The 21,161-nt window shown below is 62.2% G+C and carries 15 protein-coding genes; 4 read left to right on the forward strand and 11 right to left on the reverse strand.

What is annotated here, in order from left to right; genetic code table 11:
• Window positions 1–21 precede the first annotated feature (21 nt).
• Together J8I82_RS18935 and J8I82_RS18945 are read right to left on the reverse strand one after the other, a co-directional pair.
• The gene (locus J8I82_RS18935; protein ID WP_209760209.1) at window positions 22–5,496 is read right to left on the reverse strand and encodes a sacsin N-terminal ATP-binding-like domain-containing protein; all 5,475 of its coding nucleotides are present in this window, start codon (window positions 5,494–5,496) and stop codon (window positions 22–24) included.
• 621 nt (window positions 5,497–6,117) lie between these two features.
• The gene (locus tag J8I82_RS18945; RefSeq protein WP_209760211.1) at window positions 6,118–7,020 is read right to left on the reverse strand and encodes an aldo/keto reductase family oxidoreductase; all 903 of its coding nucleotides are present in this window, start codon (window positions 7,018–7,020) and stop codon (window positions 6,118–6,120) included.
• A 113-nt stretch (window positions 7,021–7,133) separates the two neighbouring features.
• On the opposite strand from J8I82_RS18945, the gene J8I82_RS18950 reads away from it, so the two are divergent.
• Entirely contained in the window at window positions 7,134–8,042 is a 909-nt protein-coding gene (locus J8I82_RS18950) for a LysR family transcriptional regulator (protein ID WP_209760213.1), read from the forward strand.
• Between the two features lie 168 nt (window positions 8,043–8,210).
• Here the strand turns inward: J8I82_RS18950 and J8I82_RS18955 are convergent, their stop codons facing one another.
• From J8I82_RS18955 to J8I82_RS18975, 5 genes are all read right to left on the reverse strand, one after another.
• A complete protein-coding gene (locus J8I82_RS18955) occupies window positions 8,211–8,999 on the reverse strand; it encodes a YdcF family protein (protein ID WP_245179886.1) in 789 nt (262 codons plus the stop codon).
• 366 nt (window positions 9,000–9,365) lie between these two features.
• A complete protein-coding gene (locus J8I82_RS18960) occupies window positions 9,366–9,959 on the reverse strand; it encodes a type VI secretion system amidase effector protein Tae4 (protein WP_209760217.1) in 594 nt (197 codons plus the stop codon).
• On the reverse strand, window positions 9,952–10,533 hold the full coding sequence (locus tag J8I82_RS18965; RefSeq protein ID WP_209760219.1) for a PAAR domain-containing protein: 582 nt from the start codon (window positions 10,531–10,533) through the stop codon (window positions 9,952–9,954). Before J8I82_RS18965 ends, J8I82_RS18960 begins: the two co-directional genes overlap by 8 nt.
• A 378-nt stretch (window positions 10,534–10,911) precedes the next feature.
• Window positions 10,912–12,687: an SWIM zinc finger family protein gene (locus tag J8I82_RS18970; protein ID WP_209760221.1), complete on the reverse strand. Its 1,776-nt coding sequence runs from the start codon at window positions 12,685–12,687 to the stop codon at window positions 10,912–10,914.
• Window positions 12,688–13,421: 734 nt separating this feature from the next.
• Window positions 13,422–14,081 carry a methyltransferase family protein gene (locus J8I82_RS18975; protein ID WP_209760223.1) on the reverse strand — a complete coding sequence of 220 codons (660 nt, stop codon included), beginning with the start codon at window positions 14,079–14,081 and terminating at the stop codon, window positions 13,422–13,424.
• A gap of 162 nt (window positions 14,082–14,243) precedes the next feature.
• Between J8I82_RS18975 and J8I82_RS18980 the strand changes: the two genes are divergently transcribed.
• A complete protein-coding gene (locus tag J8I82_RS18980; RefSeq protein ID WP_209760392.1) occupies window positions 14,244–14,567 on the forward strand; it encodes a nucleotide pyrophosphohydrolase in 324 nt (107 codons plus the stop codon).
• A 69-nt stretch (window positions 14,568–14,636) separates the two neighbouring features.
• Here the strand turns inward: J8I82_RS18980 and J8I82_RS18985 are convergent, their stop codons facing one another.
• Window positions 14,637–15,509 (reverse strand): hypothetical protein, encoded by an 873-nt coding sequence (locus J8I82_RS18985; RefSeq protein WP_209760225.1) that lies wholly within the window; start codon window positions 15,507–15,509, stop codon window positions 14,637–14,639.
• 421 nt (window positions 15,510–15,930) lie between these two features.
• Here J8I82_RS18985 and J8I82_RS18990 point away from each other — a divergent pair, with 421 nt between their 5' ends.
• Entirely contained in the window at window positions 15,931–16,464 is a 534-nt protein-coding gene (locus J8I82_RS18990; RefSeq protein WP_245179887.1) for a lecithin retinol acyltransferase family protein, read from the forward strand.
• Between the two features lie 21 nt (window positions 16,465–16,485).
• On the opposite strand, the gene J8I82_RS18995 is transcribed toward J8I82_RS18990, so the two are convergent.
• Together J8I82_RS18995 and J8I82_RS19000 are read right to left on the reverse strand one after the other, a co-directional pair.
• On the reverse strand, window positions 16,486–17,616 hold the full coding sequence (locus tag J8I82_RS18995; RefSeq protein WP_209760227.1) for a hypothetical protein: 1,131 nt from the start codon (window positions 17,614–17,616) through the stop codon (window positions 16,486–16,488).
• A gap of 145 nt (window positions 17,617–17,761) precedes the next feature.
• A complete protein-coding gene (locus tag J8I82_RS19000) occupies window positions 17,762–18,652 on the reverse strand; it encodes a class I SAM-dependent methyltransferase (RefSeq protein ID WP_209760229.1) in 891 nt (296 codons plus the stop codon).
• Window positions 18,653–18,726: 74 nt separating this feature from the next.
• On the opposite strand from J8I82_RS19000, the gene J8I82_RS19005 reads away from it, so the two are divergent.
• On the forward strand, window positions 18,727–19,155 hold the full coding sequence (locus J8I82_RS19005) for a helix-turn-helix domain-containing protein (RefSeq protein ID WP_209760231.1): 429 nt from the start codon (window positions 18,727–18,729) through the stop codon (window positions 19,153–19,155).
• Window positions 19,156–19,201: 46 nt separating this feature from the next.
• Here the strand turns inward: J8I82_RS19005 and J8I82_RS19010 are convergent, their stop codons facing one another.
• Complete coding sequence (locus J8I82_RS19010; protein ID WP_209760233.1) at window positions 19,202–21,001, reverse strand: methyl-accepting chemotaxis protein; 1,800 nt, start codon at window positions 20,999–21,001, stop codon at window positions 19,202–19,204.
• Window positions 21,002–21,161: the final 160 nt, after the last annotated feature.

Here is a 21,161-nt window from a genome sequence, read left to right on the forward strand (position 1 = left end):
CACTGAGTGGATGACGCTTCTTCAGGTTCGCGTGCGGTACCGCACGCGCGCGCCGGCCTCCTCGACACGAAACATCCCTGCATACTTCGGGTCATATGGATTTGGTAGTACGACGGCGGACGGTTGTGCGGACAGCGCGTTCTTAACGTGAACTAGAAGGAAAATTTCCCGTTTCCGTTTCCCCTTGGTGCCGATCTCAAGCGCCAGGCGGATTTCGGATGAGCCCAGTGTAAAAATCTCATCGTCCCCTGCCGAGGCCTTGACCTCGACCCGGAACTGCTTTCCTTTCGCCGTAAACTGGAAATCGCAGCCGCGACCATCGTCGCATTGATTGAACTCATACACGTGCCGGCTATTCTCGGAAACCCATGCCGAAGCTGGCACAGCATCCTCTCCATATTGTTGACGCAACATTCTAAAAACATGAATTTCGCCGGCCAACCCAATCAATTCCTCGATAGCCATCGGCTGTCGCTGTGCCCGGCGCGAAGGGAAGGTCGGTCCATCATGTCGAGTTCTCTGTCTGGTCTTGACGGAGGAAAGGATAGTTGGCTTTGCGAGGTTAAGGGGCATCGAACTGGCAAGCTGCTCGTCAGTGATGCGCGCTGACAGAAAAGCCCAGAGTTGATTCAGGTTATCATCCGAACTATCAAACTCTTCCCCGCAAACCTTCACCACGCTGCGACGACGATTGCGCTCAGCCTTGATTGCCTCGAGACGGTTCCGAGCACTTGACACATCTTCGTCGGATAGATGGCATGCCGCTTGCAGGGATGCCAAATCCGGTGACGAAGCCAAGGCTGCCTCGAAGTCCGGCGTCGACGCGTGAGATACGCCGTCCTTTAGAATGGCTAACACATGAGCTTCAGACCAATCCCGCGTGAACGCGTCACGCGAAAGATCTGGGGCTCCCGCCAAGCGGTATTGATCGATAAGAGGTCGCCAGTCTTGGTTTGTATTCTTTGGGTCGGACCTGAGCCATGCCGCGAGCCGCAAACGATCCACGCTCTGGGCAACAGTATCGAGCAAAGCATGGTTCCTGCGGCCGCATTCGTCGGGGTCCACATCAAGCGGAAGACCCGCTATCGACAGTTTCTCCCGGAGGTTTTCTGCCGATTTCGCATTCTGGACGCTGGATATCACCGCAGGATCGTTCAACCAACGCGCCACCAAGTCCTTAGTCAATTGCATTGCATCGTTGAAACTGACAGTCCACTTGGAAAGACCAAAGTCCACTTTGCTTATTAGCCTCTGGTACTCGTTGTACAGTTCCGCATACGTCCCCACGACCCCTTGTCGGATAGCATGCGCGATGACGCGCTTGATCAGAGCTGCGGCTTCCTCCAGCCCAGCGTGTAGTTGAAACTGCCAATTTCGATTGATAAGTTTAGGTTGGTGAAGCGTGTCCAGAACAGCGTTCCACCGAGCAAGCGAGGCTAATTCTCCGAAGGCGGATGAGACAGCAAGTCCGAACTCGAAAGTGTCTTGACTGTCCCGGGCAATCTGGAGGGTGCGCGGAATATCAATCCCGGGCAATTCCAGTATTGCGAGAGCGGAAGTTAGTTCTTCCTCCGTGCTTGCGTCCTGCAGTTTCAACAAGTCCGCCTCCGGCGAAAGCACAGCCACGAGGAGGGATATGAGCCGACTCATATGGCCGATATCGCCGCGTAGGTGCTCGAGGACTTGATGAACCTGCTCCGGCGAGATGTCCAGAGGTTCAAGGAATGCTGCGAGATCCTCTGGGGCACTCTCGACCCCACCCAGCGGGCGCAGGAGAAGGCGAAGCGAAACCCTGAAATCATCTCGTTCGAGCGCCTGGGCCAGCGCGTTGCTCAACTCCTCTGGGTGGGTCCGACAGTGCTCAGTGACTACCAGAGTCTTGCGTAGAGGCTCCCAGAAGGCCGCAAGCTGCGTTGTCGCGAGCTTTGTCTCTCCGCGCATTACTCCAACACTAAGGCTTGGAACCCAATCAATTCGGGCAGCCCGGAGTGTCTCCACGCGCTCTTTGAATGCCGCCGAATGAAGACCGCGACCTTGTGCGGCCATAACCAAGAGCGGACGTACCATCCAACCTAACTCGCTGTCTGTGAGGGAGGTTGCCCCGACACCTGTCCACGCCATGCCGTCAACATGCGGCACAAGCGATAACGCCGAGGTCAGTTGAATTCGAGCACCATAGGCAGATCCGAACCAGTCGCGCAGATCTTTGGCATCGGCTGGGCCGATGGTGACGACCGGAAAGTCAAACTCCTCCAACTCCGTGGTATAGGCGCCTGAGTCGGGAACGAAGGCCGGCGACTCAATGGTGGGTTCAATTGTGGAAAGTTGCTTATCGCGCCGCCGCACCGCCAGTCGAGGCATTTGAGGATGCCCAGTGGGCGGGCGGAACCGCTGCCAGGCGTCCCGCAACTGTCCAAGCAAGACATTTGAGTCCGAGACATCATCTCGACCTACTGCTGCCGTTAAGGCTTCGAGAAGGCTAGAATCATTCGTAGTCGTATGCGGATCGAAGAATTGCATCCCGAGCATACGTAGGACGTCAGCGCGATGCGGCGACTGAGCAATGTATCGGGCCATGGTCGCTGGCAATGCCTTGAGGTGAGCATAGTGCCTAGCTCGTCCCGCAAGTGTGTCTGCGGGAACGAACCATCTCTCGGAGGGGCGTGACCAGGTGGTGCCTTTGGCTTCCTTGATCGAGAGCCATCTTGCAGACTTCAGAAAGTGCATGAGAGGACTCGTCACTTCCAGCCTACTCCACTGCCCTCCTTGCTTGGAAAGAACCAGCTTCTGAAGGCCCATGGCCCAGTCCGGCAAGCTCTGCAGCGCCAATTCGCTGAGTGCTTGGCGCGCGTTTCCATCCAAGGCGTCGAATTCAGCCATCCCTGGGAAGGTCCAGACGCTTCCGACCTGGTAGGGCTGGGGCGTTGTGAATGGCACCTTCACTTCGCTGCGTGCAGTGGCGGAAAATGCAGACCATTGATCCTTGGCCATGCAGGGAGGTGGGCCTGGCAGCCGAAACTCATTTACAGAGGCGCGGAAGTCGCTGGACCAGGTGTTGGGCCTAGTTTCGATGAGGCGCAGGCCGTTAAGGACGCCACCGGCGATCAGCAGCGACATCTCCGGAGCGCCAACATCCCCCCAGGCAGGGTGACTAGGCGGCAAAAGTAGGCGCTTTGTGGCGGCATCGGCCCTAGTGGTCTTGAGGCTGTTGAGATAAACCTTTAGTGTGCTCCCAACTGTGTCCGGCCAGCCCTCGGAAAAGCTGGCTTCCTTCATAGGGAACCAGCCGCCCTCGCAAGGCACCGGAATTGCCTGCAGCAGTTTGAGAGTTGCATCCGCTCCTCGCCTACGGGTTACCACATTCCCCATCAGGCGCAGGGCCCATCCAAGAATGTCACAGCACCTTGCGGAATGTTCCCCGTCGATTGGCTCGGGCAAGTTAGGCAGTAGTTGCTGAAGCACTTCTGAGAAGATAGTCTCGACACGGAACTGCGACACAAGCCCCTGGCCAAGGTAATTTCTGACAGGAGTTTGCATCGTCAGCCGATTCGGATCGTAGAGTTGAATCTCCTCGCTTAGGAATGCAACAAAGCGCTGTAACGATGCTGGAACCTCCGTTCCGGGCCCGTCGCTGCCGACGTCACCGTCATCCTGTGTGCCCTGTTTGGGTAGAAAGAACACCTTGGTTGTTTGCCCAGCACGATGCAACGTGCCATCGCTTCCCAGCAATACTGCATGCTCTGCCAGTTCTGCCTGACCTTCTGGCAGCAATGCGGCTACGTCGCGCCAGAACGCGTTCCAGTCGCCGCGCGATACCTTTATCTCCGCCGCCGCCGCAGCGATGGTTGCCGCGAGGTCCGAGGCCAGAGGGTAGGCGCCTGTCTCTGAGAATCGCTTTCCTGCTAGATCCTTAATCTGCTGAGCACGCGAGTTGAAGCATTTATGAAAAATGTTAAAGGTCGCGTGTCGCCGCAGGACTTCCTCTGTGAGAAGAATAACTGTCGTCGGCGTGGGGATCAGCGATGTGAGATTCAATGGCGTCCAGGCATCGCCTTCAGCCAGAATGAGATGCTCGTCGCACAAAGAGGCCGACGCACGCAATTCTGCATCGGTTATCAGTTCAATCCATCGATCGCTTGCTGCGCCGGAACCCATGGGCGCCAGAAAATCCAATATGGCGCAAGCTTCAGTTTCTCCCTTGCCCGCGAGTCTGCTCCTAACAACCTCCAGCGAGAGGTCCACGGCGGCTTCTAAGAGTTGTCGGTTGTAGGCGTCATCGAATGGAATGGACGTTCTGCTCATGTCCCCAAAAAAAGGGGCGTTAATGTGAACAGCGCTACCGGTGGTCACCAGCGTTGGTAGATAAATGCTGAACCTGCCCGTTTCTGGCTTATCGCCGAGGCGGACGGCGACAGACACAGAAATATCAGTGATCTCGGGCCACCGCCCTGGGAGTGCTGCGACTGCTCTGCGGAAAGCGTCTGGAGCACTGGCCACATGCAAGTTTCGACTCCAAACGCCATAAACCCTCTTAGTGCCGCCATCGGCTACGACTACGCGTATGCCGCCCAAGTCCTGGGGAAAATCTTCTGAAGCTCGGGAAAAAGTTCGTTCGTCCTGACTTGTCGACGCAATGCGAAGCGTGCCGATTTTCTCGAGAAATAGAACGGTGTCGGCTGACAATTTCTGCATCCGTTCGAGTACATAGTTGCGTACCTCCTCAGATTTGAGGGGTAAGCGAACTACGGTCGAAAATCCCTGCGATTCCAGATAAGTTACCCGCGCGCTATCAATCCGTGCAAGCGGTACGGGAAGCAGATAAGGAGAAAGGAAGCGGGCCTCCCCCTTGAGCCAGTCCATCCCTTTCCTTTGCACTCGCCCGCGGAACTTCGCCAGCATTTCATCGGACCAGTCACTGATGATCGGCTTACCGGAAACAGGCCACACCGGAACTGAGCCGTCCTTCGCTAAGTGCAAGATGGGTTCGCTGAGTGACGCCACTACGTCCGGACGAAACGCGAAGCAGTAGCCATCGAAAGAAGAGCTTCCTGCCGAGCTTCTGGAGTAAATTTCCGGGCAGCTGGAGATTTCTAGTACGCTTCGAAATCCGATGCCCTTGTTGCCGATGCTGGATTGCGGATCCTTATCGCTCTGACCAAGCTGTGATAACCGTTCGAAGTTTGAGGGGGAGAAGGGCTCGCCGTCATTGGCCACGAGCAGCGAGCCATGGGGCGAATCTTCCGGATCAAAGACGATATCGATGCGGTTGGAGCCGGGGTGCTCGGACAGTGCATCATGAGCGTTTTGTATGAGTTCAATAAGGAAGCGGCCGTGGTACTGGTGCTCAACTTGTTGCGTCAAACTGTGCATACTCCGGTAGCTCGACACGCCCTCTGCAACTTCGGAAAGAAAAATGCGAACCTTCGCCCCCGTAAGTTCAGAGATATGTGTAAGCGCTTCAATCGAAGCGTTCGCGTTCTCAGTGTTCAATGCCAAGGCTTTCCCCTTCTTTTGATTGATCGTCCTTGGGTGGCCGATATCCCACCTCCTGTCGAACGACGGGCAGTGTTTGGTCGCTCCGATCTTTGACATCGATAGAAGGAATTTGAACGCTGCAATTCATTTGATATGGGTCACATCCCATTATGATGACAACTATGCCGGAGTTTATAGAATTGCAACGACTTTCCTGACCCCACCTATGAGTGGGTGCTCGGGAACTCTGCTGTCACGGCGCACAACGGAAGGCCAAGTTGGCAACCTGCCTATGATGCAGTCGACATTTACCGGGACACATCCTCGAAGTCACTGACGACATCCTGCGCGTCAGCGCCGGCCTTCAGTCCGCCCTGACCTTGCTGGACCTGCAGAGCGACAGCATCCCCGAATGCATCGGCCTCCACGCCCTTGCTTTCGCCGCTCAGGCAACAGCTGATCGAAAGCGCCGACCGCCTGCAGGCACTTGTCTGACGAAGGGCAGGCCCGCGCCACGCGGGCCTGAAAGCAAAACGGCGCGAGCCAACTGGCCTCGCGCCGTTCTGATTCTGGCACAATGAAGTGCCCAAGCTGAAGCCTCAATACTCCCTCAAGATCCGGCCGCTGATCGCTGCAAGGGACTCACGCAACCGCATGCCCGCGCATTGCTCCGCCAATCGCATCCAGCTCCGCAAGCACAGCATCCGTCAACACAATCTCCCCCGCCTTCAAGTTCTCCCTCAAATGCCCCACCGACGAAGTCCCCGGAATCAACAACACATTCGGCGCCCGATGCAGCAACCAGGCCAGCGCCACCTGCATCGCCGTGGCCCCGATCCCTGCCGCCACCTTTGACAACCCCGCCGACTGAATCGGCGTGAACCCGCCAAGCGGAAAGAACGGCACGAACGCAATCCCCTGCTCCGCCAGTTCATCCACCAGCGCATCATCGCCACGCTGCACCAGGTTGTACTGGTTCTGCACACAGACAATCGGCGCAATCTTCCGCGCCTGCGCCACCTGCGCCGATGTCACGTTGCTCAGCCCGATGTGGCGGACCAGCCCCTGCCTTTGCAGCTCGGCCAGCGCAGTGACTTCCCTTTCGATCGAGCCTTCCGTCGGCGCATGGATATCCCCCATGAGCCGCAGGTTGACGACATCCAGCACCTCCACACCCAGATTGCGCAGGTTGTCATGGACCGCTTGCCGGATGGCCTCCGGCTCAAGCGCCGGCAGCCACGAGGCGTCTTCGCCGCGGCGGGCGCCTACCTTGGTGACGATCACCAGGTCATCCGGGTAAGGATGGAGGGCTTCGCGGATGAGCTGGTTGGTGATGTGCGGGCCGTAGAAATCACTCGTATCGATGTGGTTGACGCCGGACGCGACGGCTGCGCGCAGCACGGCGAGGGCTGCGGCTCGATCCTTCGGCGGTCCGAACACGCCGGGCCCGGCCAGCTGCATGGCGCCGTAGCCCATGCGGTTCACGGTGCGGCCGGCAAGCGTGTAGGTGGTGGCGGGACGGTGCGGTTGGGACGTGGGGGACATGGCGCTCTCCTTGATTCGGTTTGGCTGAACAGGTGGCGCCAGTATGTTTGGCGTTGCAGTGTTTGATAATCCGGCCTAGATTGAATGGGTTGTTTCAAATTTTGAACACTGACATGGAATTCAATGATCTGGCCGCGTTCGTGTCGGTGGCCCGCGCCGGGGGCTTTCGGGATGCGGCGCGGATCGGGGGCGTTTCGGCGTCAAGCCTGAGCATCGCCGTGCGCCGCCTGGAGGCGAAGCTGGGCTTGCGCCTGCTTAACCGCACCACACGCAGCGTCGCCCCGACCGAAGCGGGGCTGCGCCTGCTCGAGCGGCTCACGCCGCTGTTCAGCGAGATGGAGTCCGCGCTGGACGTCCTGAACGCCTTCCGCGACAAGCCGTCCGGCACGCTCAAGCTGAACGTGCCATCGAGCGCCGCGTGGACGGTGTTGCCAGACATCCTGCAGCCGTTTCTGGACGCCTACCCCGACATCCGCGTAGAGGTCGTGGTCGAGGATGGATTTGTCGACGTGCTGGCCATCGGCTGCGACGCGGGCATCCGCTACGAAGAGCGGCTTGAGCAGGACATGGTCGCCATCCCGATCGGGCCGCGCGTGCAATGCTTCGCGACGGCGGCAACGCCTGGCTATCTCGACCGGCACGGCAGGCCGGAGCACCCGCGCGATTTGCTCTCGCACGTCTGCCTGCGCGGGCAGTTCGCCGGTGGCGCCACGCCACCGTGGGTGTTCGAGCGTAATGGGGAGGAGTTGCGGTTGGATCCGCCGCACCGGTTGCTGATCCGGCCTGCCGCGTCTATCGACCTGGCGATCAGTACGGCGCTGGCTGGCGTTGGGGTGATCCACATCTTCGAGGGGAAGCTGCGGCCGTATCTCGAAAGCGGGGCGCTGGAGCCGATTCTTGAGCCTTGGTGGCAGAAGTTCTCAGGACCGTTTCTTTACTATCCGGGGCGAAGGCACTTGCCGGCGCCGTTGCGGGCGTTTGTGGATTTCCTGAAGGCCAGCGCAGAGGCATTGCACCCCTAACGGCTGTTCTCCTTTCTACGCCAGATCGACCAGAGCGCCGACCGCCTGCAGGCGTTTGTCCGACGAGAGACAGGCCCACGCAACGTGGGCCTGAAAGCAAAACGGCGCGAGCCGACTGGTCTCGCGCCGTTCTGGTTTTGGCACGGAGAAGTGCCACAAGCTGAAGCCTCAGTACTCCCTCAAGACCCAACTACTGATTGCCGCGAAGTACTCCCGCAGCCACGCATTGAAGCGAAGGTACAAAGGCGTCCCGGCTCCCACGCCGAAGGCCTCGCTGAACCCTGCCTTGCGCGCGATTCCCACTGCCCGCCGCACGTGGAAATCGCTGGTCACCACCACAATCGTCTTCCCGGCATCGATGCCCTGTCCCTCCAGCAACCGCCGGCTGAACAACAGGTTCTCCTCGGTACTCGTACTCCGCCCCTCGCGAATGACCCTGTCCGATGCCACCCCACGCGCTACGAGGTAATCAGCCATGATGTCCGCCTCAACACACCGCAGCCCGAAGTCCTGCCCGCCGCTTACAACAATCTTGGCGTCCGGCCACCGCTGCGCCTGCACCAAGCCCTGATCCAGCCGCGCAATCAACGTCGGCGATGCCTCGCAGTTAGGCGTACCAGAGCCAAGAATGATGATCGCATTCACCGATGACCCCGCCGGCACAGAGACCCCCATGCCGCTGCGGATGCCATGAAAGAACACCCCGACAGTGACCAGCCACGCAGCAAACGCAATCCACCCGGCGCGCCAAAGCAACTGGCGCCGCCGACCGGCCTTTCGCCACCGTGCCACGCCATCCCAGCACAACGCGAGCAACAGGAAGGCGATGCCAATGCACCCTGGCAACGTGATGCCGAGGCTGAACAGCCCCATCCCCATCAGCGCGACTGCGTCGCCAAGCAGCACGGCACCAAGCAGTGCCAGGCCAAGGCGTATCCAGCGTCTGCTGCGTTCCATTGCCGGTCCTATTTTCATTGTTCTGATTGGCGGGCTTGCAGCATTACCCGACCGCATAGGTCGCTAGATAGAGCGATGCGGTGGCCACTACGGGCCAGCCCAATAGTCGGAGGCGGTGCCTTCCCGAGGTGCCGCTTGCCTTCCAGCCAATTGCAGCAAACATGATTGAAGGCCCCAAAAAATAGAAGTAGAGCAAGCCTGTGTACCACGCGGGCACTACGCAGACACTAGCATCCCAACAGCCCTCCAGGTTTTGGAAGTTCCAACCAAGCCCGAGGCGAAAGCTCATGCGACTACCCACCCAGCAAGCTGCCCAAGTGGTTGCGAAGCCAGCTAGCCAGAACGCTGCGGCCGTAAAGATCCGTCTCATTTGATTTCCCAAAACAAGATTTCCGTAGATTTTCCCAGGTCGGAATAGAGGAAATTCGAGTTAATGCCGAAGACAAAGCGCCCAACATTTGAGGCCAGGCCTCCAGCACTACTGATTGTCATCCTCAATCCGTTCCAGAGATCGACATGACCGCCACTGACACGCGCGGCGGATTCGCCATCCCGCCTCCAGTAGTTCTTGAAGGCAACAATACCTGTCCGCCCCTTGATCCTCTTTTGCCAATCGGCGCCTGTTATGTCCTCCGGTGCTCCGATGCCAGCCAGCGGCTTCAGGCGCAGCCAATCTGCCAATTCGGACGCCAGCACTGCGGTGCGCTTGCCGTCCAGGCGAATCTGCCCCTTGCCGCGGAAGGACTGCATCTCAACGCCTACTTTGTGCAAGGTCACGCTCATGCGAATTGCGCATTGATTCTCGAAGCCGGGCGGCACGTCGCCTGTCTTGGGATCGACGTACGGCGTGCCTGCCGGGTATGCGGCCCATAGTTCGGCAAACGTGATTGCCCTCAGCGGTACCTCGACCTTGGAGTCGGCCTTGCTATTGGTTGGAATTTGCCTCTTTTTGTTAGGCATTCCCGTCTCCCAGGTGCTTGGCCAAGGCCTCATCTCCCCAATAGACCGTGAGCGTCCCGGCTTCTATCGTTGCTACACGGGGTAGATGCCCCTGTTCGTCTGTATGGCCGAACAGCCGCCGGCCGTCTGACGTCTCGACAAAGTATGGGTAGTCCGCAAGTGGCCCGTGCGGACCAACTGCAATCACGAGCTCGTCGAACGTCGTCGAAGTCGATAGCCCCCTTGCTACCGATTCCGCCAGGCCCGGATCCAGCGGACGGGTTACCCCATCGCCCGTGCCCATGTCCTCATACCAGGCGTTGCCGGAAAGTGTGGCGACAATCCTCGGCGGCGACGGGCATTTGCACATCACTACATCACCGTCTAGCGCGACTTCACCCATGAACCTCATACGGCGCGGCCCACCGGCCTTTGCGATGGTGCCGGTGCTCTTGCAGGCTTCGCAGTAGGCCTGGCCACCAATCAGAACCACTTGGTGACCCGAGTCACCAAAGGTGCAAGGAGAGCCACCATACGGCAGTAGTCTTCCGCCGTTTAGTAGTGCATCGCCAATGACGGCAATTCTGCGCATCATGGCGTAGCTTCCGGCTTGTCGTTGGACTGGCTGCTATTTCGCATATGGTCTCCAAGGTATCGCCTCGTGCGCGAGATTGCGCGCGACCATTTCGACGTAAGGTTGTTAGGGATTCAAGCCGAAAGTTCTGAATCTGTGGTGAGGTTTGCTTCGAGAACGACTCAGGCTACTACTTGGACGGGCTCGCCACGTGATTCCACTGAACTGTCGCGGGCAGGACGCCGGCTGTGTTTCACTGCTGGGCCCTCCAGATAATTGACCGCTAGATTTTCTAACGGCATATGTCACCAGATAGAGCGGAACCGTAACCACTACGAGCCACCTTCCCGTCAGCAGGGCGGACCAGAATCCGCTCAATATCATGCGGATACGTTTAACTCAGGGCAATTTGGTGAGCAACTTGATGAAGTTGCGCTTCGCGCGATAGGTGGCGCGGATCTCCTCTAGTTCTCTGGTGAACTCTGCGCGCTCGCCCAGCTTTGCTCGCAGGCTTCCAATGGCACGCACGGTTTCAAATGCTTCGTCATAGCGCGCCTTGCCCGTGCCGCTCTCGACAGCGACCGGCAGCAGCCGCCGATAGAGGGCAATCGCGTCATGGGGATGCGTTCCGGCGCGGACGGCTGCCATGTGGGGCCATAGTTGCGTAGCCACCGGGCCGCCGACGAAGACGTCCCAGGCAACATCGTTCTTCTCTTCGGAGAGGAAAAGCTTGACCAGTTCGGCGCGCGTGGGCGTCTGCCAGGCAAAGCGTTTGGATTTCTTGCTCGACTCCTCTTCCTTGATAAGCGCCCAAAGGAGCTCGATTGCGCGCTCCCGGGTCTCATCATGCCGACCGATGGCCGTAGCAACCTTCATCAAGGCGGGGAACGTACCTGCCGTAGGATGCATCTCGAAGCGGCGCCATGCGAACGTAGCGGCCTGGTCGAACTCGCCGCGACGCAGATACGCGTCGATGCAAAAGTCGAGCAGGCGCGCGTCGACATTCCTGCCTGATTCACGAAGGCCTCGCTCGGCCCACGCGAGACCCTCGTCCGGACGGCCATGCTTCACGCAAAGTTCTGCTATCTGAAGAAAGCGATACGGACTCGACAGGTCCTTGGAGCGAATTCGGATGAGTGCATCAATGTCGCCGTCAAGCTCGGCCAGGGTTTGCATTGCGTGCTCGAGATTCAGGCGGCGTGAGTCGAATGACTGGCGAGACTCATTGCCCGGGGCAAGCGAGGCGATGGCTTCCCAGGCCTCGCTGACGAGTTGACGGTAGCGACGCAGCCCGCTCTTGCCCAGAGGTTCTGCGTATGCGGGCAACACATTGTAAAAAGTATCCCATTGCCCTTCTGTCTGCAGGCGGAAGAGCCGCTCCGCAAGCTTCGCAGGGTCGGGGCGGGTCTCCCGGCATGCGTCGAGATGAACAGACGCCAGCTCCAGGATGCCAGGCATCACGCCCCCGCCGGAATCGTCAATCTGCTCAAGGCTCATTTCCGCGCCGGCAATTGCCAGCTCGGTGAGTTCGACCACTTGCGCAGCGTGCGACCCAGTGAGCCTCTGGCGCAACGTCTCGGCCAGCGACATCAGGCTGTCGCCGTAATCGCCAGCCTCCGTCCAGTCCAGCGGCCGGGAGATGCGCGTGACCTGCCGCACGGCAGTTCTCATGCTCGGAAGATCGGACGCCTGCGCCGAGCGCGCGGCGAACAGCAACTTGTCGCGTAAGGTCCGGTCAAGTTCGACGGCTTCCAGCAGCAGTTCCTGAAGCGCGTCCTTGTCCAGCGTCGCCACGTACTCGCGAATCACTTCCTCATAGGTCTTTCGCTTCTTGCGCGGCTTCTCCTGAGTGGCCTCCTCGGCATGGAACACCTCTTCGCCAGTGTTTTCGAGCCAGGCGAGTGTAACGGCCACCGCGTGCTTGCAGAAAACACCTTGATCGCCTACCGGACAGTTGCATGCATAGGCGAGTTCGCCATCGCCAGCGACGGTCAGCTCGACACGGTAACGGTGGGTTCCGCGTACGCTGGCGCGAATGGCACCTTCGTGTTCCTCAAGTCGAGACACGACACCGTCATGGAAATAGGCCATGCCGCGCGCGAACGTCCCGGTGTCGGTCCGGTCCTGGACTTCGGCGAGTGTGAGGATTTCAGCGAGCTTTACAGGTGCGGACATGGAGGTGGCGTCCCATTGAAGAGATGCCGCAACGGACTGCGGATTGGCACGATGATACCTGTCCGGCCGCGGCGGACGCGGGTCATGCCGAGGCTGACCCATGCATCAGGGATTGCCCGCGCCGGTGATGGACAGCAACAATTTGCTCATTGCCAATCTCGTCCACGAATGGATCAGTCATGCGGTGAAGGGCAGCATGTCCCGCTGAGCAAACGCAATCCATCCCGCGCGCCAGAGGACCAGCCGTCTCCGATTCGCCTTCCGCCCCAACCAGTGACAGGTGGCGTATCCAGTGTGTGCTGCGTTTCATTGCCGGTCCTGCGTCCACCACATCAGATCGTCCTCTTATCCATATCGCCGTGGATATAAAAATGACTTGGGTCAAGGTTCATTTCTATCCTCGTCCATGCTACAGCTTCGCTGAAATTCTGTTGACGCTACCCAACGAGATGTAAATTTCGATAAGGCTTAGGAAGCGTCCTACATTCGCCCTAAAGTCCGCTTGTTACTGTCGCGCCAACTCAGCGCGGAAAGTAGCCTACGGACGCCACGTCGTAATTGAGATGCGACCGTAGCCGTGGCCCGGTGTCGGGGCCTTTCGCTACCTGGCTGAGAAGCGACGTTACAAAGAGAGCGATGAAGGCCGCGCGCGGCCTGCCTGTCAGCTCAACAGGCGCCAGGCGCGCTGGCGCATGCGCGTTGCCTTCGGCGTGGCCCGGCTCCGCGCGCGGTGATCAGTAGAGGCCCGGCAACAACCGCCATGTCCTGGCGCGGTACGCCGCGTACTCGTCGCCAAACTGGTCGAGCAACAGCGCTTCCTCCGCCCGGATGCGCGCCAGCAGTACCGGCACCATCAGCAGCGTCAGCACCACCCCAACTCCTGAGCGGAATCCGAGCACCCATCCCAGCGAGCTGACCACGAAACCGAGGTAGCTCGGATGCCGGATCACGCCGTAGATGCCGGTCGTCACCAGCGTATGCCCGGGCTGGATCGCCACCAGTCCGCTGAACCGGTGTCCGAGCACAAACACCGGCCACAGCCGTAGCACGCCGCCGCCGGCAAACAGCAGCACGCCAATCCAGCGCACGGTATCGCCATCCAGCGTCCAGAAGCCGATGCGGTCGGTATAGGCCGGCAGGTACGCCGCGAGCAGCCCGAGCACGCCGAACGCGCCCAGCACCCAGCGGTTGCCGCGGTCTTCGCGCATGCCGCTGCTGATGTTGCCGCCGGAGAACAGCGCGGCCACGGCCAGTGCAAACAGCACGATGGTCAGGGCCACGCGTGCGGGATGCGCGAAAAAGGCGTCGATGCCGCCCCAGCCTGCAATTGCGATGGCCAGGTAGGCAACGGTGCCGGCAAGGGTGGCGAATGCCAGGCCGGGAGTCGGGCGCATGGAGACCTCCGCTGCGACGATCGATGCACCTGTGTAGCGTAAGCGCGGCATGGCGGGCTGTCGAGCGGGCGTGGTCGTGCTTAAATTGCGGGTTTCGCCCCCGCTGTCGGATGCGCCGACGTCGCAGGGCCGCCCGCCATGAAGCGCCAACGCCATCCCGCCATGCCATTGATCGACATCCAGAACCTCCAGCAAGCCGCCTATGCCTTTGGCGCGGCCCGCAACTGGGGCAAGTACCACAGCCCCAAGAACCTGGCGATGGCGCTGAGCGTGGAGGTGGCCGAGCTGGTCGAGATCTTCCAGTGGCAAACCGAGGATGAGTCGCGTCAGGTCATGTCGACGCACAAGCGCGAGCACGTGGAGCAGGAGCTGGCCGATATCACCATCTACCTGACGCAGCTGGTGACGGCGCTCGGTGTCGACCTTGATGCCGCGGTGCGCGCCAAGATGGAGATGAATGCCCGGAAATACCCGTTGCCGGAGTGAGTCAGCGGGGTGGATGAACTGATGCCGGAAGCCCCGCCCGGCGTTGCATTGCGTGGCGGCGGCCTGGCCTCATGACGCGGGTGCTCCTGTCGCCAGGATGCACAGGAACAGCACGGCATTCAGCATCGACAGCCCCCAGACCGTCAGCGCCATGGCCGACGCGTCGCGCAGGCGCTCGCGCAGGTGGTGCGCGCCCGGCAGCCATTCCCCCCGCGTCCTGCGGGACCAGCAGCAAATCCCCGCGCCGCACATGCCCAGCCACGCCAGCGTGCCAAGCGATTCCCATCCGGTTTGCCGCGGCGCCTGCACGCGAGTCGGCGATGTACGCAGCGGTATGGAAGCCGGCGGCGGACGCTCGATCGCGACACTGGGGAGGCGATCTTCCACAATTTCCGACTCGGTTACGGCGCCAGGCAGCGGCTGCGGCGCGATGACCGGCGGAGCGGGCTGCGGTTGGCTCGGTCGCGCTGGCTGGGGCGCCATCCTTGGTGCCGCTTGCGGCTCGTGCTTCGCAATGTCGCGCACAGGCGCCTCGGGCCCGCTGGATTGCGGCGCGGTGGCGCGAGGCGCCGGCTTGCGGCTGCTGTGCGGGCGCCAGCTGGCGAACACGCTGTCCAGGCATGCCACCGACGTGCAGGCATCCCGGCGCCGTCGCCATGCGATGACGTCGTCCTGACCGATTGCCCCGGCGCGCAGCAGCCGCTGCTGCTGTGCATGAATGCGTTCGTGATTGCGATAGAGCATCGCGTAGTCGCAGATCAGGGTGGCGGCGCTTGCTTGCCGGTTTTCCCTGCATGGGCTTCCTGAGGCGAACAGATCGTCGCAGCGGGCGGCTGGCTGACGCAGCGCGTTCTTGCAGGCGATATCCGACGCCTGCGCACCAGCGGTGAGCAGAAGGTTGATCGAGATGCAGGCGGCCAGATGGGCCGGAAGCCTTTTCATCCTGTCGCCCCGGGGGCATGCCGAGGGAGGCGGCGCAAACGGGGCGTCGATGGGCTCCTATTCTGCGGCTCTGTGGCGGATGTTCGGTGCGGTCGCACACGGTACGGCAGCGATGTGTCCCGGGCACTGGCGCACCGCGGACTGCATCTTGAGCGCGGCGCACTGCCCTTGCGATGGCTTTCTGCGCGGTTTGCTCATTTGATCAAAGGCCTCCCCGGCGCTTGATCATTTCATGAAGCCCAATGCTGCGGTTGCGGCGGTCTACAGCCTGCGCCCCAGCCGGCTTTGTCTTCCTGCGTTCGCATCCGGAGGCTCCACGCGTTCCCTGCTGCACCTGGCTCCCCGCCGTGGTGCGACTGGCATGCCCCATGCAGTTACCGGGCAGGGCCGCCGGTAGCGGCCGGCAACAGGGGAGACGGCAATGAGGCTCTGCAACACAACAGGGATGGCGACGGCACGGTTTGCTTGCTACCTGCCAGCCGAAGCCTCACTGTCCTCGCCATTGCCGTTCGCCGCCGACGTCGAGCCGCCGCTCGGCGCGCACCTTGTGACGCCGCGCCACGGTTACGCGCACCACGGCATCTACGTCGGCGATGGCAAGGTCGTCCACTACGCTGGCTATTGCCACCGTCAGCAGCGTGGCCCGGTGGAAGAACTGAGCCTGGATGCATTTGCCGCCGGGCACGGCATTACGGTGCTGGCCGCGCCGATGGCGCGCTACGGTGTCGCCGAATCCGTCAGGCGCGCGCGCTCGCGCCTGGGCGAAGACCGTTACCGGCTGCTGACCAACAACTGCGAGCACTTCTGCACGTGGTGCCTCTATGGCGAAAGCCGCAGCGAGCAGGTGCGGCACTGCATGATGCATCCGCTCAGTGGCCTGCGGCTGTTGGCGAGCCTGCTGGCCTGCTGGTGGAAGACGGCAGCCAGGCAGGCGTGGGACGGTGTCCCGGCCTGAGCGCAGCGGCAACGGCCGGCGCTACGCCAGGATCCAGAACAGTACGATGCTGTTCACGGCGATCAGTCCCGCCGATACCAGCACGATCCGCGTCGCGGTCCGCGCCCGCTCGCGCCGGCGCGCGGCATCCGGCAGCCATTCAACCCGCTTCCTCCGGCACCACCGGACCACGCACACGCCGCACAGGCTCAACCATGCCAGCGCGCCAAGTGGTTCCCATCTGCCAGGCAAGGATCCCTCTATGGGGTAGATGGGGGTCCATCGGGTGGCAGGGCCGGGAGGCGGTTGATTGATCGCTACCGGGGCGACGGGGCGCTCTGGGGTTTCTCTTTCAGTCACGGCCCGGTGCGGAGGCTGCGGCGCGGCAAGGGGGGCGGCATCCGGGAGCGGCCGATCGGTCGTGGCCGGAGCGATGGGGCGGTCGTTGACTTTCCTTTCGGCCACGAACTCAGGCGGAGGCTGCGGCGCAGGTGGTGGGACGGTATCCGGGAGCGGCCTGTTCTTCACGACAGGGGCGACAGGGTGCTCCCGGCTTTCTGCAGGCAACATGGCCTCCGCCAACGGCTGCGAAGCGGCGGGTGACGCAGGCCGCGCCGTGGCGCGCTGGGTGTCCCGCTGCTTTTCCTGCTGCCTCTCCTGCTGCTTCTCCCGCGGCACCGGCTTCGCGACGGGCGGAGGCTGACGCACCGCCGTCTGCATGCCAGCGTCCGGTTTGGTCTTCCTGGCATTGCTCGCGGCTTTGGCGGGCACCGGGGGCGCCTGGGCAGCGGGGGGAGCAAGCTTCTGGCTCGCGTAGTCACGCCAGTTGGCAAAGACCCTGTCCAGGCACGGCACCGAGGTGCAGGCATCGCGCAATCTTCGCCACGCGGCGATATCATCCGGGCCAATTTCCCCGGTGCGCAGGAGCTGCAACTGCTCGGCGTAGACGCGTTCATATGTGCCGCGGAGCATCGTGTAGTCGCAGATCAGGGCGGCGCCGCTCGGCGGCTTGTCCGCATGCCTGCATGTGTTCGCTGTGGCCGGCTGGCCGTCGCAGCGGGCCGCCTGCGGAGCCGCCGCGGGATGGCAGGCAATATCCGAAGCCTGCGCACCGGGGGCGAGCAGAAGGCTGAGTGCGACGTAGGCGGCCAGTCGGCCGGGAAGCCTTGCCATGCAAATACCCCGCGGTAGCGGGATGCGGTGCGCGATGGCGCCGAAGGGTTCCTATTCTCGCCCTGTGCAACAGATGCTCCGTACGTTAGCGCACGGAACACAAACATTCCTCATGGTGGAGCGCGGCAAGCCCGTGACCCCGGCGTCAGCCATGACAGCCTGTCTCCTCTGCCTTCGAGCCGGCAGGCGCCCGCGCGGTAATCATCCAGCAGGCAGCGGTGAAGTGCACGGTCTGGCCATGCACATAAGGCCTGAAGGCGTTGCCGACGACTTCGACAACCCGGGCACGCGTGCCTGCGTCTTCGTCCCGTAGTGCCAGGCCGACGGGGCCCAGGTTCGTGAAATAGTCTTCCAGCGCGCGCGCTGGCAGCGCGCATGCCACGTCGATCGGCGTGATGTCGATGGCGGTCCAGCCGCTGTCCTCGAGGATGGACCGCACTAACTGGCGATCGCCGAACGCGAACTGGCCGGGGCCACCGGGTTGCCGTGGCGGCAGGTTCGGCAACAGTGCCGCAGCTGCGCGCTCGGCGGTGGTCATGAACGGGTTTTCCGCCGCACCGCGCCATGCGATGCAATGCAACATGGCGCCGGCCGTCGCAGCACGCCGCAGGTTGGCAAAGGCCGCGACCGGGTCGGTGAAGAACATCACGCCAAGGCGCGACACGATGACGTCGAAGCTGCCCGGCGCGAAGGCATGGGTTTGCGCATCCGCATGGACAAAGGCGGCCGGAACGCCTTCCCGTTGCGCGCGCGACCGCGCAACGTCCACCAGCGGGCCGGAGATGTCGATTCCCGTGCAATGCCCGCGCGCACCGATGATCCGCGCGAGTGCCAGCGTCGTCGCGCCCGCGCCGCATCCTACGTCGAGGACATGCTGCACCGTGCCGGCATCGACCGCGCTGACGAGCAGCGCTTCCAGCGGCTGGAGCATCCGGTCGAGCAGCGCCTGCTGCGCTACCCAGGCCTGGCCGGACGGGCCGTTCCACAGTGCGGCCTGATCGCCGCCATTGCTGCGCTCTGCTTGCTTGTCACCCATGGCTGCTTCTCCTTGGTCGCCTTCACGGCATAGAAGCTACACTGTGCCAGTTCAAGTCAACTTGAGGTCAAGCTGTGGCAAGCCTGGATATCGCCGAAGTGGCGCAGCAGGCGGGCGTGCCTGCGTCGACGCTGCGCTTCTATGAGGAAAAGGGCCTGATCGCCCCGATCGGCCGGCGCGGCATGCGGCGCGTATACGACGCCGGTGTGCTCGAACGCCTGGCACTGATCGCGCTGGGTCGGGCGGCGGGATTCTCGCTGGATGACATCGCCCGGATGTTCTCGCCGGAAGGCGGGCCGAAGATCGACCGGAAGCTGCTCGTCGCCAAGGCTGATGAGCTGGACCGGACCATCCGCAAGCTGACGGCGATGCGGGATGGCTTGCGGCACGCGGCCGCGTGCCCGGCGCCGAGCCATATGGAATGCCCGACGTTCCGGCGGATCCTGGGGGCGGCGGCATCCGGGGCGATTGGCGGCCGCCGCAAACGTACGGCGGCCGCCTGACTGGCGCGAAGGTGGCGTGTGGCCAGCCTTCGCGCGGCCACCTTCCTTACCCCAGCCTGAACTGACCTACCGCCCCCGCCAGGCTGCCCGCCTGGGTCTGCAATGCCGATGCGGCAGCGGTCGACTGCTCCACCAGCGCCGCGTTCTGCTGGACCATCTCGTCGAGCTGGCTTACCGCCTTATTCACTTCTTGAATATCACGTGTCTGTTCCATCGCTGCGTGAGTAATCTCGTTAATAATCCCGGTCACCTTGGACACGTTGCTGACGATCTCGTCCATCGTCTCGCCGGCGCGCCGGACCTGTCCAGAGCCGGAGGTGACGCTGCCCACCGTGGATTCGATCAGCGTCTTGATCTCCTTGGCCGCCTGCGCACTGCGCTGGGCCAGCGCGCGCACTTCGCCGGCCACCACGGCAAAGCCCCGTCCCTGGTCACCCGCGCGCGCCGCTTCCACCGCGGCGTTCAGCGCCAGGATATTAGTTTGGAAGGCGATGCCTTCGATCACACCGATGATGTCGGAGACCTTGACCGAAGCGTTCTCGATCTGGCCCATGGTGGCGATGACTTCGCCGATCACCACGCCGCCGTCGGCGGCCACGCGCGAGGCGGTGGTGATCGATTCGTTAGCATGCTGCGCCGAGCTGGCCGACTGGCTGACGGTCGCGGTGATCTCTTCCATCGACGCCGCGGTCTGCTCCAGGCTGGCGGCGGCGGATTCGGTGCGGCGCGACAGGTCGATATTGCCGGCGGCGATCTCGTCGGACGCGGCGCGCACGGATTCGCTGGCATCGCGGATCTGGCGCATGGTGGTGCAGAGCTTGTCGGCAAAGGTGTTGAAGGCACGCGCGATCTGCGCGACTTCGTCGTTGCCGTGCGCGGGCAGGCGCTGGGTCAGGTCGCCGTCGCCGGAGCCGATGGCGTCCATAGCGTCGCGCACGGTGCCGAGGCCGCGCAGCGACATAGTTGCCACGCCCCACACCACGATGGCAGCAACGGCCGCGATCAGCACCAGCGCGATCACCGAGGCAATCAGCACCGAGCGCATGCCGGCGGTGGCCTCGGCCTGGTCGAGCGCGACGATGACCATCCAGTCGGTGCCGGGGATAGCGCGCGCGCCGAGCAGCTTGGCGCTGCCGCCGATATCGGCCTGAAGCGGGGTTTTCGCGCCGGCGAGCGTGCCGAGCTTGTCCGCGGTCAGCGTGGGGATGAGGTCGGTGACGGGCTTAAGTGTGAGCTTGTCGTCGGTATGCGCGACGATCTCGCCCGTTTTGGCGACCAGCATGCCGAAGCTCGCCGGCGTGGGATGGATCGCCTTGACGTTGGCGACCACGGTGTCCATGGCGACATCGCCCGAGACCACGGCCTTGACGCCGCCGTCGCGGACCACCGGCACGGCGAAGGCTACTACCAGCTTGCCGGTGCCCGCATCGACATAGGGCGGCGTAACCACCGGCTTGCCGGCGGCGGCGGCCTGCTTGTACCACGGGCGGCCGGTGGGGTCATAGTCGGGCGGGATGCCTTCGGGCCTGGAAAATTTAGCGGTCTTGTCGGCATAGCCGACATAGACGTTGGCAAAGCGGCCGGCGTCGGCAATCTGCCTGAGCGCAGCGTCGAGTTCGGGCTGCAGCACGGCGTCCTGCAGCGAATCGATCATCTGGCTGTGCGAGGCCACCCACTCGGCGATGGCGCTGGCGTGGCCGCTCTGCACGGCGGCCAGGCTGCTGTCGATGGCGTCTTCGTTATAGCGGTTGGCGACGAACTGGTTCAGCGCCGTATTGATGGCGAGCGCGGCCACGACAATGGCCACGCACAGGGCCATGATCCGGGCGCGGAGGGTAGTGAACATCTGGGGAGTTCCTTCGTAGGGAATCGTTGGAAGCGTTGATTGCGTGGGATTTCCACCCCGCTGTATACGGAGCGCCCGTTGCCGACTTGAGGCAGCAATGCGAGGCGTTCGACGATTCGCTGAAGTTGACGACGCAACGCGTCCATTTGGTGGATGTTTC

The sequence above is a fragment of the Cupriavidus consociatus genome (assembly GCF_017814975.1).
Taxonomy (GTDB): domain Bacteria; phylum Pseudomonadota; class Gammaproteobacteria; order Burkholderiales; family Burkholderiaceae; genus Cupriavidus; species Cupriavidus consociatus.

Coding starts and splice junctions, on each gene's coding strand:
- J8I82_RS18945 (WP_209760211.1), bottom strand. CDS start 7,020: ATGTCCCCCACGTCCCAACCGCACCGTCCCGCCACCACCTACACGCTT.
- J8I82_RS18970 (WP_209760221.1), bottom strand. CDS start 12,687: ATGTCCGCACCTGTAAAGCTCGCTGAAATCCTCACACTCGCCGAAGTC.
- J8I82_RS19010 (WP_209760233.1), bottom strand. CDS start 21,001: ATGTTCACTACCCTCCGCGCCCGGATCATGGCCCTGTGCGTGGCCATT.
- J8I82_RS18985 (WP_209760225.1), bottom strand. CDS start 15,509: ATGAAAAGGCTTCCGGCCCATCTGGCCGCCTGCATCTCGATCAACCTT.
- J8I82_RS18995 (WP_209760227.1), bottom strand. CDS start 17,616: ATGGCAAGGCTTCCCGGCCGACTGGCCGCCTACGTCGCACTCAGCCTT.
- J8I82_RS18980 (WP_209760392.1), top strand. CDS start 14,244: ATGCCATTGATCGACATCCAGAACCTCCAGCAAGCCGCCTATGCCTTT.
- J8I82_RS18955 (WP_245179886.1), bottom strand. CDS start 8,999: ATGGAACGCAGCAGACGCTGGATACGCCTTGGCCTGGCACTGCTTGGT.
- J8I82_RS18990 (WP_245179887.1), top strand. CDS start 15,931: ATGAGGCTCTGCAACACAACAGGGATGGCGACGGCACGGTTTGCTTGC.
- J8I82_RS19000 (WP_209760229.1), bottom strand. CDS start 18,652: ATGGGTGACAAGCAAGCAGAGCGCAGCAATGGCGGCGATCAGGCCGCA.
- J8I82_RS18965 (WP_209760219.1), bottom strand. CDS start 10,533: ATGATGCGCAGAATTGCCGTCATTGGCGATGCACTACTAAACGGCGGA.
- J8I82_RS18950 (WP_209760213.1), top strand. CDS start 7,134: ATGGAATTCAATGATCTGGCCGCGTTCGTGTCGGTGGCCCGCGCCGGG.
- J8I82_RS18975 (WP_209760223.1), bottom strand. CDS start 14,081: ATGCGCCCGACTCCCGGCCTGGCATTCGCCACCCTTGCCGGCACCGTT.
- J8I82_RS18960 (WP_209760217.1), bottom strand. CDS start 9,959: ATGCCTAACAAAAAGAGGCAAATTCCAACCAATAGCAAGGCCGACTCC.